The sequence below is a fragment of the Acinetobacter sp. CY81 genome (assembly GCF_059515925.1).
The window spans coordinates 59,022-73,360 of record NZ_JCAKNC010000011.1 but is presented as its reverse complement, the minus strand read 5'-3'; the positions used below and the strand labels follow the sequence as shown (position 1 = coordinate 73,360).

11 protein-coding genes are annotated in these 14,339 nt (G+C 38.9%); 3 read left to right on the top strand and 8 right to left on the bottom strand.

The annotated features are described in order from the left end of the window. Positions 1–56: 56 nt before the first annotated feature. The 6 genes from AC5YDM_RS12300 to AC5YDM_RS12275 form a co-directional block, all read right to left on the bottom strand. Complete coding sequence (locus tag AC5YDM_RS12300) at positions 57–971, bottom strand: ABUW_2363 family tetratricopeptide repeat lipoprotein (protein WP_496152379.1); 915 nt, start codon at positions 969–971, stop codon at positions 57–59. Between the two features lie 108 nt (positions 972–1,079). Next, positions 1,080–1,892, bottom strand: coding sequence for a serine O-acetyltransferase (gene cysE, locus AC5YDM_RS12295; RefSeq protein WP_496152378.1), 813 nt, complete (start codon positions 1,890–1,892; stop codon positions 1,080–1,082). Then, positions 1,885–2,739: an RNA methyltransferase gene (locus tag AC5YDM_RS12290; RefSeq protein ID WP_496152377.1), complete on the bottom strand. Its 855-nt coding sequence runs from the start codon at positions 2,737–2,739 to the stop codon at positions 1,885–1,887. Before AC5YDM_RS12290 ends, cysE begins: the two co-directional genes overlap by 8 nt. A gap of 36 nt (positions 2,740–2,775) precedes the next feature. Continuing rightward, a complete protein-coding gene (dnaE, locus tag AC5YDM_RS12285; RefSeq protein ID WP_496152376.1) occupies positions 2,776–6,345 on the bottom strand; it encodes a DNA polymerase III subunit alpha in 3,570 nt (1,189 codons plus the stop codon). A 275-nt stretch (positions 6,346–6,620) separates the two neighbouring features. Next, positions 6,621–7,679: an asparaginase gene (locus tag AC5YDM_RS12280; protein WP_496152375.1), complete on the bottom strand. Its 1,059-nt coding sequence runs from the start codon at positions 7,677–7,679 to the stop codon at positions 6,621–6,623. 191 nt (positions 7,680–7,870) lie between these two features. Continuing rightward, positions 7,871–9,301 (bottom strand): pyridoxal phosphate-dependent aminotransferase, encoded by a 1,431-nt coding sequence (locus AC5YDM_RS12275; protein WP_496152374.1) that lies wholly within the window; start codon positions 9,299–9,301, stop codon positions 7,871–7,873. A 227-nt stretch (positions 9,302–9,528) separates the two neighbouring features. Here AC5YDM_RS12275 and msrB point away from each other — a divergent pair, with 227 nt between their 5' ends. Together msrB and AC5YDM_RS12265 are read left to right on the top strand one after the other, a co-directional pair. After that, positions 9,529–9,948 carry a peptide-methionine (R)-S-oxide reductase MsrB gene (gene msrB / locus AC5YDM_RS12270; RefSeq protein WP_496152373.1) on the top strand — a complete coding sequence of 140 codons (420 nt, stop codon included), beginning with the start codon at positions 9,529–9,531 and terminating at the stop codon, positions 9,946–9,948. Beyond that, complete coding sequence (locus tag AC5YDM_RS12265; protein ID WP_496152372.1) at positions 9,945–10,427, top strand: glutathione peroxidase; 483 nt, start codon at positions 9,945–9,947, stop codon at positions 10,425–10,427. Before msrB ends, AC5YDM_RS12265 begins: the two co-directional genes overlap by 4 nt. 82 nt (positions 10,428–10,509) lie before the next feature. On the opposite strand, the gene AC5YDM_RS12260 is transcribed toward AC5YDM_RS12265, so the two are convergent. Together AC5YDM_RS12260 and AC5YDM_RS12255 are read right to left on the bottom strand one after the other, a co-directional pair. Beyond that, positions 10,510–11,418 (bottom strand): LysO family transporter, encoded by a 909-nt coding sequence (locus tag AC5YDM_RS12260; RefSeq protein WP_496152371.1) that lies wholly within the window; start codon positions 11,416–11,418, stop codon positions 10,510–10,512. Between the two features lie 124 nt (positions 11,419–11,542). After that, positions 11,543–13,075: a flavin-containing monooxygenase gene (locus AC5YDM_RS12255; RefSeq protein WP_496152370.1), complete on the bottom strand. Its 1,533-nt coding sequence runs from the start codon at positions 13,073–13,075 to the stop codon at positions 11,543–11,545. A gap of 155 nt (positions 13,076–13,230) precedes the next feature. Here AC5YDM_RS12255 and AC5YDM_RS12250 point away from each other — a divergent pair, with 155 nt between their 5' ends. Then, complete coding sequence (locus AC5YDM_RS12250; protein WP_496152369.1) at positions 13,231–14,238, top strand: AraC family transcriptional regulator; 1,008 nt, start codon at positions 13,231–13,233, stop codon at positions 14,236–14,238. Positions 14,239–14,339 lie beyond the last annotated feature (101 nt).

Genomic DNA, 14,339 nt, shown 5'->3' with positions numbered 1-14,339 from the left:
AAAAAATAGACTGAATAATCAGTCTATTTTTTAGCTTCTACAATTATTTTTTTAAATTAAGATTTAGCAGGGTTATTTAAAATCTGCCAAACATTGTAGCGACCTTGTTTTTCGATTTCAGCGATTAAGCGATCTGCAATTTCACCTTCTTCAGGATATTTGACTTTGTAATTTTTCAAAGTCTGAATCGCATTTTTCTTTTGACCTAAATAAATAAAGTTATTCGCCGAAACTAAGTAAGCTTCTTGAACGCCTGCTTTAATGGCTTTATCGATGTATGGGATTGCTTCTTTTTGACCGCCCCCTTCTGAAAGTGAGAAACCAAACCAGAAGTTTGCTTCAGCATCATTTTTATTAAGCTTTAAAATTTGAGAAGCATATTTCAAAGACTTCGTGGTATAGCTTGATCCTAAATCAAGGTTACGTCCCATGATACTTGCTTTGAATGCACGAACTAAAATATCAAAAGAGGCTTTATCTTTTGTAGCAAGTTCATCTAGCTCAGCAGAAACTTGTTTTAGTTTATCTTCAAAACCTTTACGTTCTTGACGATCGGTAAAACGAGGTGGGTAGTGACGAGCTTTACCTTCAACCATTTGTAAGAAATCATCAATTTCTGTAATGTCGATTTCGTTTTGACCCGCTAACACGGCATATTTCATCGCGCGTGTATTGCTATTCACGGTCGGAATAATCAGTTTGTTAGTATCTAGGATTAACTTTTTCTGTGTTTTTGGATCGGTAACTTCAAGTTTGTTAAGCGGAGCCGCAGCAGCTTTTTTCAACTCAAGTTCAAATACAGGGGGCTTGGTATAATCAAAAGGATTAAGTGCATAAAAAGGTGCGCTTAAATCAGGTTCGGTATAGTAGATTGGATCAGTGTTTTTGTTGTTGTTTTTCACTGAAGTTGAACTACATGCAACGAGAAATGTAGAAGCAACAATGGCACATACCAACGGTTTAATGGTCATAAGAGATTCCGATAATTTTTGTAAGTGTTAATAAATGCATGCTGGTCAGTCTAAAAAATGCCTTAACAACATGCAACCTTAATTCAGCTTCTTTATTAAATTTTTACATTAAGCTTTAGATTGAAGTGTTTGTATTTCACATTCACGACGTACTTCTTCAATAATCTTTAACTCTTCTTCGCTAAATGGGCGTTGAACAGGTTGTGATTTGTCAAAAGTTGGATCAATCATCGAAAGACGCTGACAGAGCGTATTCATGCGAATTTCATTTTGTTGAATACGGTCTAAGAGTACACGCATACCATCGATCATTGGATCTGATTGATCCTGTGTCATTGCATAAGGTTGGAAACCAATTTGTTCAGCATAATCACGACGGCGTGACTCTTGATCATTTTCAACAGGTTTGTTCTTTAAAATGAAACGGGCAGGGTTACCTACAGCCGTTGCACCTTCTGGTACTTCTTTGGTAACGACGGCATTTGAACCGACTTTAGCATTTTTATGAACAGTAAATGGTCCTAGAATTTTAGCACCCGCACCGACAATAACGCCGTCTTCAAGTGTTGGGTGACGTTTGCCTTTATTCCAAGTGGTTCCACCTAATGTCACACCATGATAAAGCGTAACATCATCACCAATTTCCGCTGTTTCTCCGATCACAATACCCATACCATGATCAATGAAAAAGCGTTTACCAATTTTTGCACCTGGATGTATTTCAATACCTGTAGCAAAACGGCTAAAAGAAGAAAGCATACGCGCTGAAGTTTTACATTCTTTTACCCAGAGTTTATGCGCAACACGATGCATAATCAGTGCATGGATGCCTGGATAGGTGGTTAAAACTTCAAATGTATTTCGAGCGGCAGGATCTCGCGCGAATACAGCTTTGACATCTTCTCTGAGCTGTTTAAGCATTTGTTTGATCCTCAGTTTTTGTTTGATCTGTACTGGATTTTTTCCATGTCCCTTTGTTCAATGCTTGAACACGACTGAAAATACCTCTAAGTAGATGGTATTCCATACGATCTAATTGTATACGTCCAAACAAACGACGCAAGCGTAATGGTAATAATCGTGGATTTTTTGGATCTAAAAATTCAATTTCTTCAAGCATTTTTTGAATATGTGGGTAGAACTGCTCCATTTGCTCATGAGTGACCAAAGGTTCGTCCCATTCCATCGTATCATCTTCAGTCACTTTCATGGTCGCTTTATCATCGACTTCATGTTCCATCAACTCAGTGGCTGCTATGCGCATTTCATAGCAAATAATCTGAATGGCTTGAGCGACATTCAATACACCATATTCGGTATTAACAGGAATGGTGACATGGAAATTTGCTAGAGCGAGTTCTTCATTGGTGAGTCCACGGTCTTCACGACCAAAGATGACAGCGATTTCTTGTTGTTCTTGAAGCACCGCTTTCATGGATTTCTGTGCGGCAGGGCGTGCATCCAGTAATGGCCAAGGGATGGTGCGACTACGTGCACTGGTACCAAATACGATGTGACAATCTTTAATCGCGTCTTCTAATGTTTCTACGATTTCAATTTGTTCGATCAGATCTGTCGCACCTGCAGCTAATGCATCAATATCAGGGTGAGGGTAGGTTTTTGGTGAAACCAGAACCAATTTGCACAGCCCCATTGTTTTCATGGCACGTAAAGCACTACCAATATTGGCAGGAAGCGTCGTGTTAACCATAACAATACGTACATGGCTTAAATGCGCTGAAACAGCTGCATTATCAATAATATCCATAATTATTCCAAATTTGAGCAGTAATTTAGCGACGGTTTAAGAGTATTGGCTGACTTCAGCTTGATACAGATCCATGGCTTCATCCATGCTTACATCATTGGGAGGTGGTGCAAGTTGATAAGTCTGATTTGGATCTGCAGCTTTACTCTTTGCCGCTTTTGATTTGACTTGATATTCCACATACAGTGCTTCTTTGCCGAAGTAATCACGGAGTTGTGAAAGAAGTGCATCTAAAGGAGCAACTTTCCAATTCACACCGAGATGCAATTCAGCAGTCGCATATGGATAATCGAGAAGAATGTGTAGTGGAATGTGATTACACATATCCACATTACAATAAGGGAGAATAATTTTCTGCAAATCAGAGCTGAGTGTTTTACTCATATGCTCAGCATCAAGTTTGATCTGAATGCTATTGGCACGTTTCTGACGAATCTCATTTAAGGTAAAGGCTTTGGTTAATCGACCCATAGGGCGATCAAAACCTTCGCGTTCATAAATTTCACCTTCAATCACCACCACTTGTTCATTGACGATAATATCTTTAAAGCGTTGGAAGCGTTCATGATTGGCTGATACTTCAATACGAGATGTACCATCATCGAGGGTGACCATCATACGGTTCGGGAAGTTCGCTACATCAACCACTAAACCTGCAAATACAGTAGTCACTCCACGACGTGTTGGCGTCAATTCATTAATTTTTTGTGAAATAAATGACTTTAATTCAGGACGATAAACGTCAATCGGGTGACCTGTTAAATATAAACCTAGGGTATCTTTTTCGCCTTTTAGACGAACTTCATCAGACCAAGGCTTCACAGGTTTTGCAGGTTTACGCTGAACTTCTTCGACTTCACCAAACAAATCCATGATGCCTGATTCACGGTTCGAACGTGCTTGATCGGCTGCTTGCACAGCTTCTGGCAGTTGCGCCATTAAGCTTGAACGCTCAATACCTAAACAGTCTAAGGCACCTGAACGGATTAACGCTTCTAATGTACGTTTATTGATTTTCTTTAGATCAATACGATGGCAGAAATCAAATAGATCTTTAAAAGGACCGAGTTGCTTGCGCGAATCAATCACCGACTGCATTGCTGCTTCGCCAACCCCTTTAATCGCGCCTAAACCGTACACAATGGTATTTTCATCTGTGGCATGGAATTGGTAAATCGACATATTTACCGAAGGTGGTAGAACTTCAAGTCCATTATTTCGACAGTCATCAATCAAAAATACAATACTGTCCGTGTTCTGCATTTCCGATGTCAGAACAGCAGCCATAAACTCCGATGGATAATGGGCTTTTAACCACGCCGTTTGATATGCAACTAGGGCATAGGCTGCTGCATGCGATTTGTTAAAGCCGTATCCTGCAAACTTTTCCATATAGTCGAAGATATGGTTTGCTGTTTGCTCATCAATGTCTTTTTTAGCGGCACCTTCAATAAAGATTTGGCGTTGTATCACCATTTCTTCTGGTTTTTTCTTACCCATTGCACGACGAAGTAAGTCTGCGCCACCAAGGCTATAACCAGCACAATACTGCGCTGCCTGCATCACCTGTTCTTGATACACCATAATTCCATAAGTCGGCTCAAGAACGCCTTCTAGCAAAGGATGTAGGTATTCAAACTCACCACCATGCATACGATGGATAAAGTCAGGAATCAAATCCATTGGACCTGGACGATATAACGATACGAATGCAATAATTTCTTCAAATTTCGATGGGCGTGCTTCTTTCAGCATCTTTTTCATGCCCACGGATTCAAACTGGAATACCGCAGTGGTATTCGCATCTGCAAAGATTGAATAGGCTGCTTTATCGTTTAAAGGGATATTTTCAATTTTTAACGGTGTTTCGAATTGCATACGCTGATTGATATGCTGAATGGCATCTTCAATAACCGTTAAGTTTCGTAGACCCAAGAAGTCGAATTTAACTAAACCAGCAGATTCAACATCGTCTTTGTCGAATTGAGCAACGCGACCAGTTCCATCTTCTTCACACATCACCGCCGAGAAGTCAGTGATTTTTGTCGGTGCGATGACGACACCGCCTGCATGTTTACCTGTATTACGGGTAATCCCTTCTAGTTTGAGTGCCATTTCCCAAATTTCGGCAGCATCATCGTTATCGGGGTTGGATGGGTTGGTCACAATGTCTTTTAATTGTGGTTCTGCTTCAATGGACTCTAGTAAGTTCAAACCAAGAGGCTTGGTTGGAATCATCTTAGAAATACGGTCGGCTAAACCATAGGATTTACCCAATACACGGGCAACATCTCGAATCGCACCTTTGGCTGCCATCGTACCGAAAGTTGCAATTTGCGATACTGCATCACGTCCATAGGTACGTGCCACATAATCAATCACACGGTCACGACCAGCAATACAGAAATCGACGTCAAAATCGGGCATTGAAACACGTTCAGGGTTTAAGAAACGTTCGAAAAGCAATCCGTATGGAAGTGGATCCAAATCTGTGATTTTTAAACTATACGCAACCAATGAGCCTGCACCTGAACCACGTCCTGGCCCCACTGGAACACCATTGTTTTTAGACCATTGAATGAAGTCCATGACAATGAGGAAGTAACCTGGGAACCCCATTGAGTTAATGATCTTAATTTCAAATGCCAGACGCTCATCATATTCTTTACGAATATCAGGCCAATCTTCATCGCGTTGTTCGACAGGGTATAAATGAGCCAGTCGCTCTTCTAAACCTTCTTCAGACAAATGTGCAAAGAAAGTGTCGATGGTATGACCTTCAGGAATTGGATAATCAGGTAAGAAATATTTACCCAATTGCAGAGCAACATTACAGCGTTTTGCGATCTGAACTGTGTTTTCAATTGCACTTGGTAAGTCTGAAAATAACTCGACCATCTGCTCTGAAGTTTTGAAATATTGCTCAGGGCTGTATGTACGTGGGCGACGACTATCACCTAATACGTAACCATCTGCAATACAGACGCGTGCTTCATGTGCTTCAAAATCTTCGGCATTGATAAAGTGCACGTCATTATGTGCTACAACACCAATTTGGTACTTGGCCGCTAATTTTACGGCTTCTTGTATAAATGCTTCTTCATTTGGGCGATCTGTACGCGTTAGCGCAAGATAAACCCGATTACCGAATTTCGCGATCCATTCTTCTAATAAAGGTTCAGCTTTTTGTGGATTACCTGAGCAGAGCATTTCCCCGACATCACTTTGCATACCCAGTAAGGCGATGATGTCATTGGACTGATCAAGTACCCATTCTTTTTTTACACATGGAATACTGAGTTGTTGACCTTCAATGAATCCACGGGAAATGATCTCAGTTAAACTACGCCAGCCCGAATTATTCATTGCCAGCAAAGTCACACGATGTGATTCATCATTGAGCCGAATAACACCGCCTAAAATAGGTTTAATCCCTTTTTTTAGGCAAGAGGTGTAAAACTTTACGGCCGCGTGTAAGTTTGAAAGATCAGTCATTGCTAACGCAGGCATTTGATCATTTACTGCAGATTTCATGAGATCAGGTATACGTACAATCGATTCTGTAATCGAAAACTCTGTATGAATACCAAGATGAACAAACTGCATAAATGAATCCTTCGCTAGATCAAAAAATATTTTAACACGCTCTACTTCATCCGTGATGGCAAAACGATGCTTTTGATATTTTAAATTAAGCGTATCGAAGTCTTTGCATATTTTACAACCTATTTAATGACGGTTAACTCTATTGTAAGAATAAAGTTCAGATTGGGCGTGTTTAAAAAGAAGATCCTTATTTATAATTTTGAAATCAAAAAAGTGCCCAACGTGGACACTTTATTTATAGATTTACTTCAAGTTCTAGTTTTTAAAATTTTAAATTAATATTCCCAAAAAATGCGCTGAATTTCTTTGGCATCCTTGGTCTTTGTAAGTGCAAGTGCAGCAAGAAGTTTCGCTTTTTGTGGATTGAAGTCGTGCGCAACAACCCATCCATATTTGTCATCGGGTTGTTCAGCATTACGGAGTACAAAACCTTTAGGAACACGTGAAGAACGAATGATTTGCACCCCTTGGCTTTGGAGTTCATTTAAAGTTGGTACAATATTCTTAGCCACAGAGCCATTGCCTGTACCTGCATGAATGATCGCTTTCGCACCTGCTTTAGCATAGGCTTGATAAGCATCAGGCACCATATTTCCTGAACCATAAACGATTTGAACTAAAGGCAATGCATCGCCTTTAATATTTTCAATATTAAATTCTGATCTGTTATTAAAGCGTTTAGTCGATTGTCTAAACCAATATGATTTACCTTCGATCAATGTGCCTAATGCACCCCATTGGCTTTCAAAAGCATCGGTGTGTAAATTAATGGTCTTAGTCACATCTCGGGCAGCAAAAATACTGTCATTCATTAGAATGAAAACACCTTTACCTTTGGCTGTATCATCTGCGGCTAAAGCGACTGCACTATAAAGATTTAATGGACCGTCAGCGGATAGCGCAGTAGAAGGGCGCATTGAGCCTACAAGTACGATGGGTTTATCGGTATGCACCACTAAGCTTAAAAAGAATGCACTTTCTTCTAAAGTATCTGTACCGTGCGTGATCACGACTCCATTGACGTCAGATTTTTTGACGAGATCGTTTACTTGACGTGCAAGCGAAAGTAATTCCTTATCCGTAATACTTTCGGAAGCCACTTGCATGGCTTGAACACCGCTAACATTCGCAAGATTTTGGATTTGAGGAACTGCGGTAAGGAGTTGATCGACAGGAACTTTTGCAGCTGTATATGTCGCGCTGTTGGTTGAACTCGCACCTGCGCCGGCAATCGTGCCACCAGTGGCAACCACAACCACATTATTTTTAGCAAAACTGGTGATCGGTAGAAGTAAGCCTAAGCTAAGGGTTAATGCTGTTAATGTTTTTTTCATGATCTATCCTTATTAAATTCTATACTTTCCAAGCATTTTTTGTACCACTTTGACCATAAACGATATTGAGAATGAAGTGATATATCAGAATTGAAATATGAAAATAAACTTGATCATTTAAAATGATAAACCCAAAAAAGCCCCGATGTTTAAATCAGGGCTTTTATATTGATGATTCTGTTGTATCGACATTAACGCATTTTTGATAAAAAACGACCTAGGCGATTAATGGCTTCTTTGAGCTCATTTTCAGCAGGCAGGAAAACTACGCGGAAGTGATCGGGCGTTGGCCAGTTAAAGCCCGTACCTTGTACCAATAACACTTTTTCAGCACGAAGTAGATCCAGCATCAATTGTTCATCATCTTCAACTGGATAAACATTTGGATCCAATTTAGGGAAGCAGTACATCGCACCTTCAGGTTTAACGCAGCTCACACCTGGAATTTCATTCAGCATTTGCCAAGCGATATTACGCTGTTCGTATAAACGACCACCTGGACGGATTAAATCGTTAATCGACTGATAACCACCCAATGCAGTTTGAATCGCATATTGAGCTTGGTGGTTTGCACATAAACGCATAGACGCGAGCATGTCTAAACCTTCGATATAGTCGGCTGCACGTGCTTTATTCCCTGTGATTGCCATCCAGCCTGAACGGAAACCAGCGATTCGATATGATTTAGATAAACCATTGAATGAAACACACAGTTGATCGCCAGCAAGTGCTGCTACAGAAACATGCTCAATTCCGTCATAGATGATTTTGTCGTAAATTTCATCTGCAAATAAAATCAGGTCATATTTCTTAGCTAAAGCAACAATTTTCTCTAATACGTGACGTGGATAAACTGAACCTGTCGGATTATTAGGATTAATAATGACAATACCACGCGTATTAGGTGTGATTTTACTTTCCATATCCGCGATATCTGGATACCAGTTATCTTCTTCATCACATTTATAATGAATCGCCGTACCACCTGAAAGATTTACGGCTGCAGTCCATAATGGATAATCAGGCATTGGAACAAGCATTTCATCGCCATCATCCAGCAAGCCTTGCATTGCCATTACGATTAGCTCAGATACGCCGTTACCGATATACACGTCATTGACATGCATATCGAAAATGCCTTTTTGTTGATAATACTGGCACACGGCTTTACGTGCAGGGAAAATCCCTTTGGAATCTGTATAGCCAATTGCATTTGGAAGATTAAGCGCTACATCGTTAATAATTTCTTGTGGCGCTTCAAAACCAAATGGAGCAGGGTTACCAATATTCAGTTTAATAATTTTGTGTCCAGCTTCTTCCATCTCATTGGCGGCACGTAACACAGGTCCACGGATGTCATAGCATACATGCTCGAGCTTAGACGATTTTTTTATTTCGCGTGGAGATAGGAATGTGTTCGGCATTTTAATGTTCTCTGATTGAGTGGAGGTCACTTTTGCATAACGATATAAATAGCTTTTAAATGTCTCTGTTGTAACTAAATCAAGTTGATGTTCATCTCTGAGTAAACCAACGATTTTTTCGTGCGTAAATCCTGCCTGTTGATATTGTTTAATCACAGGAAGCAGATTTTTAAAAATTACGCTTTTTTTTTGCGACATTTTTTAATCCTGAGCAAGAATTGCACTAGATTAACACTTATTTTGCTTACAAAAAAGTGTGTTAATGAATATTTGCTTACTTTGTAGAAATTATTTTGCTTCCTTTTTGCTTTTGATGTCATTTTAATATCTTTTGTAATTTGTAAAATAAAGACTAGAAATTTGAAAATGAATGACGTAAATATAGGATTATCCTATTTTAAAGCACGATATAAAGGGACGTAATCATGGGTAAGATCAATAAATCAGACCGTGAATGGCAAAGAGAGTTATCTCCTGAAGAGTTTCGTATCACCCGTCAGAAGGGGACTGAACAAGCTTTTACAGGTAAATACTGGAATACGAAACAATCGGGAATTTATACTTGCCGTTGCTGTGGAGAACAGTTATTTTCATCTGAAACCAAATACGACAGTGGTTGTGGTTGGCCAAGTTTTTTTAGAGCAATCACACCAACGGTTGTTGAAGAACAAGATGATTTTACGCAAGGGATGTACCGTACTGAAATTATTTGTCATAACTGCGATGCGCATTTAGGACATGTGTTTGAAGATGGTCCAGAGCCTACAGGGCTACGTTACTGCGTAAATTCAGCGTCATTAGAACTCAAGACACAAGAAAAAAATGATGAGGAAACCTATCCATGACAGACATCTATCAGTTCGAAGCTGAGCTGTTGAATGAACAAAATAAACAGTTTTCCGATTACGCTGGAAAAGTGTTGTTAATCGTGAATACAGCAAGTAAATGTGGTTTTACTCCACAATTTGCAGGCTTAGAAAAATTATACCAACAATATAAAGATCAAGGCTTTGAGGTTTTGGGATTTCCCTGTAATCAATTTGGGGGACAAGATCCAGGTTCAAATGACCAGATTGGAAGTTTTTGCCAAAAAAATTATGGTGTTTCTTTCCCAATGTTTGCCAAAGTTGATGTGAAAGGCGCAAATGCACATGTCATTTTTCGTTACCTGACCAATAATAGCAAAGGGGTTTTAGGAAGTGGCATTAAATGGAACTTTACTAAATTCTTAATTGGCAAAGATGGGAAAGTTTTGAATCGATATGCTCCAACCACCAAGCCTGATGCTTTAGAAGAAGATATACAAAAAGCTTTGGCTAAATAATAAGAATTCAGAGAATGAATACAAAAATCAGCTCAATTGAGCTGATTTTTTTATTGCATGATTTTTCTAATATGATCCAAATTTAGAATGCAGCCAATAAACTCACCACAATGGGTGCGAGTACAGAAAGTATAAAACCACTCACCATGGCATGCGGTATAAACTCATTTCCACATGACTGCTTTACCATTGGTAAAGTCACATCCATGGCGGTTGCGCCTGCAGAAGAAATGGCAGAACGTGGATATCGCCAGCCAATCAAATACATAAATAAAATTGCAAATATTTCTCTGAAAAGATCATTCATCAATGCGACACTGCCTAATTCAGCATTTCTTAATTCAGTGACAACAATTCCTGTCATTGAATAAAAACCATAGCCTTGCGAGAGCATAATCAAATCTTTTAGACCAATATTTTGAATGAACAGGAGAGATGCAAATGCGCCCAGCAGTGACCCGACGATACAGCCTAATGGAACCAGTAAAATTTTCCAATTGAGCCAAGAGCGATCCAGCGGAGAGTAGGCTAGATCTAAACCAATCAAGAACATAAAGATCAGCAGTAGGTTCCAGGAGCTTAATATGATTTGATAATTAAAAGCTAAGCCAATTTCTGCAATAGCGTAACCAATGCCTAATGCGATGAAAGCATAACTGATGTTGATTAAGGACTTAAAAAGCAAATCGGTTGAGACTTTACCTTGAGTGGGTTGTACACCAATCATTTTATAAAGTAGGTAGCAACAACCAAAAGCACCAATGGATGTAAGTAATGCAATTATAATTGCATTACTGAGAATTAATTCTGGGCTCTCGATATTATTTAATGTATGTGAAAACTCGATGGCAATAGCAATCAATAATAAGTAGGTAAAATAAGGTAGAACTTTAAAACACAGTGCTTCAAACCATTTTGGTAAACGTTTTGCGAAAAGAAACCCTAAGAATAAACAGAATAAAAGTTGGAAAATAAGCCAAAGAGATTGCATGTTATTAATAAGCAGGAAATGTATTCCTACTTATTATGACGATTAATGATTAAGCGTATATGACTTTTTATTCATAATCATAGGATTTATATGCGTATATTCAGCTTTGATATTGGGCGAAATTTCAGTTTTGAACCTTAGGGCTCAAATAACGATAATCTGCTAAATTGGGTTTCTTAGTATCTAGCCAATATTTCCACGTATAAGATGGCCACAATGAAAAGTTTTTGCCACCTTCTTGTTGATACCAGCTCACACAGCCTGATTGCCACACTGTTCCGGCGAATTGCTCCTGAATATGTGCATTAAATTCATCTTGAACTTTGTCTTTCACCACAACTGCTTGCGTACGAGATTTTTCGACAGATTGAATGAGCTGAACGATATAATTCACTTGTGATTCAATCATGAAAATCACAGAGTTATGACCTAAAACAGTATTAGGACCTAGCAATTGGAATAAATTGGGGAAACCTTTGGTTGCTATACCATAAAAACTTTCTGCGCCGTCTTTCCATGCCTCTTTAAGTTCTAATCCATTTTCACCAAAACATTCAAATGATTTGAGATAAATTCTAGGGTCTGTAATGAAGCCTGTACCGTAAATTAAACAGTCAATTTTACGCTCTTTGCCATCTTTGGTGATGATGCTGTCTTCGGTGAACGCTTGAATGCCGTCAGTGACTAATTCCACATTCTCACGATTAAAAGTAGGAAAATATTTGTTAGACACCAAAATACGTTTACAGCCCATGGTGTAGTCCGGGGTAAGTTTTGCAGCAATTGTTTTGTTTTTCACTTGGTATCGAATAAACAATTCAGCAAGCTTTTGACCTGCTTTCATCATTTGCGGTTTTACAATTGGAACAACTCGAGATTCGTTTGACCAATATAGTCGAGCACGGTGTAACTTACGAAACCAATCAAATTTTGAAAATAGTTTTTTATCTAGTGGATTATAAGCACGTTCATCACGTGGGATGACCCATGCAGCGGTACGTTGGAATACGTAAAGTTGTTTGGTTTGAGGAGCAATTTCAGGAATGTATTGAATTGCGCTCCCGCCTGTACCGATAGAAGCAACATTTTTGCCGTTTAAATCATAGTCATGTTGCCAATGTGAAGAGTGGAAAACTTTTCCTTTAAATTTTTCAATCCCTTTGATTTTTGGAATTTGTGCGACATGTAAAGGTCCTGAAGCAAAAATTAAAAATTGGGCTTGGATTGTTGAGCCTTCTTTGGTTTCAACCTGCCATTGGCATAAGTTTTCATCATAGCGTGTTGAAGTGACTTCTTGATTGAAGCGGATGAAGGGCTTGAGTTGGAAATCTTGAATTAGGTTTTGAATATATTGAAAAATTTCAGGTGCTTCAGCATAGCGCTTTGACCAATCCGTTTTTGGAGCATAAGACAGAGAATACATATGGGATTGAACATCACACGCAGCGCCAGGATATTGGTTTTCACGCCACGTACCACCGACATCATCTGCTTTTTCTAAAATAATAAAATCATCAATACCGCTTTTTAAGAGCTTGATGGCAGCTGCAAGTCCACCAAAACCTGAGCCGATAATTGCAACTTTGAATTTTTGTGGTGAGTCTAATGTGCTTTGTGTTATTTGCACTGATTGATTTTGAGCATGACTTGCTTGCATTCATCTAATTCCATATTTTTTCTTTTCAAACATCATAAACAAACTTGGTAGAAAACAACATGATATTCACGACAGGTGAAATTGATATTTTCGGCAATATCGTTTGAGTGGAATTTAGTTTAAAAACAAGGGATATCATCTTTAATGCATGAGTTATGAAGCGATCAATTTTAGGTTTAATGTATTTGATACACGGAATGCGCCAAGCAGGAATACCTGTGGATCAACGATTAAAGCAAATTGGTTTAAATGCGAATGCTTTTGACCCCAGTGCTGTGATTCATGCAGATTTAGAGTGGGATATCTTACGTACACTTGCGAAAGATATTCATCCTGAATTAGGGTTGGATATCGGGCAACATTATGCATTAGCAGGATATGGGCCGTTGTTAATGTTGTTGCTTACCAGTTCAACTGTAGAAAAAGCTTTAAAAAATGCCATTCAATATCAAGCTTTGACACATTTGTCGGGTCAGTTGTTGTTAAAAGAATCATCGGATTGTGTTGCTTTAGAGTATCAATCTAAGCAATTAGATCAGCCACTTGGGTTGTTTCGGGCACAGAGTGAAATTTCAGGAACGCTTAAATTTCTTCAGGAAATCCACATGATGGCGGGCTTGGTTTTTCCTGAAATTAGAGTGGAATTGCCATTTCCACCGCCTAAAGATGCCGATATGCTGTTCAAGTTCCAACAGTATTATGGTCGAGAGTTGTATTTTAACTGTCCATATGCACGATTTGTTTTTCAATCGAGCATTATGGATGTCGGGATTCCATCTTCAGATGCGATTACATTTCGCTTATATGAAGATAAGTGTCAGATGGAGATCGCTCGATTTCAAGAAGATACATTGCAAAGTACTTTGATTGAAAGTGTGCGTGATTTTTTAGATATTCAGCGGGGTTATATTCCGAGTATGGCAGAGACTGCTCAAGCTTTGAATATTCCTGAGCGTACCTTACGTCATCAATTACAGCAGCAAAAGACCAGTTATAAAGATCTACGCGAGCAATTGATTCGTCAGAAAGCACTGAAGTTGATTGATGATCCGAGTGTGTCAGTTGAGCGTATTGCAGAAATGCTTGGGTATTCCGAATCTGCTGCTTTTAATCATGCATTTAAGCGTTGGTTTGGTCAAAGTCCACGTCAATATCGAAAATAACCTAATGTGGATAAAATTTAATATCATTAGGTATTTGCTAAGCCCAAAGTTTTATTTAACTCTTTAAATATTTCTATATAATTTCACTAGCCCAAAAATAG

What these genes read in the sequence shown, in the direction of transcription:
- AC5YDM_RS12290 (WP_496152377.1), bottom strand. Translation starts at nt 2,739, where the DNA reads ATGGATATTATTGATAATGCAGCTGTTTCAGCGCATTTAAGCCATGTA.
- dnaE (WP_496152376.1), bottom strand. Translation starts at nt 6,345, where the DNA reads ATGCAGTTTGTTCATCTTGGTATTCATACAGAGTTTTCGATTACAGAA.
- msrB (WP_496152373.1), top strand. Translation starts at nt 9,529, where the DNA reads ATGGGTAAGATCAATAAATCAGACCGTGAATGGCAAAGAGAGTTATCT.
- cysE (WP_496152378.1), bottom strand. Translation starts at nt 1,892, where the DNA reads ATGCTTAAACAGCTCAGAGAAGATGTCAAAGCTGTATTCGCGCGAGAT.
- AC5YDM_RS12255 (WP_496152370.1), bottom strand. Translation starts at nt 13,075, where the DNA reads ATGCAAGCAAGTCATGCTCAAAATCAATCAGTGCAAATAACACAAAGC.
- AC5YDM_RS12280 (WP_496152375.1), bottom strand. Translation starts at nt 7,679, where the DNA reads ATGAAAAAAACATTAACAGCATTAACCCTTAGCTTAGGCTTACTTCTA.
- AC5YDM_RS12260 (WP_496152371.1), bottom strand. Translation starts at nt 11,418, where the DNA reads ATGCAATCTCTTTGGCTTATTTTCCAACTTTTATTCTGTTTATTCTTA.
- AC5YDM_RS12250 (WP_496152369.1), top strand. Translation starts at nt 13,231, where the DNA reads ATGAAGCGATCAATTTTAGGTTTAATGTATTTGATACACGGAATGCGC.
- AC5YDM_RS12275 (WP_496152374.1), bottom strand. Translation starts at nt 9,301, where the DNA reads ATGTCGCAAAAAAAAAGCGTAATTTTTAAAAATCTGCTTCCTGTGATT.
- AC5YDM_RS12300 (WP_496152379.1), bottom strand. Translation starts at nt 971, where the DNA reads ATGACCATTAAACCGTTGGTATGTGCCATTGTTGCTTCTACATTTCTC.
- AC5YDM_RS12265 (WP_496152372.1), top strand. Translation starts at nt 9,945, where the DNA reads ATGACAGACATCTATCAGTTCGAAGCTGAGCTGTTGAATGAACAAAAT.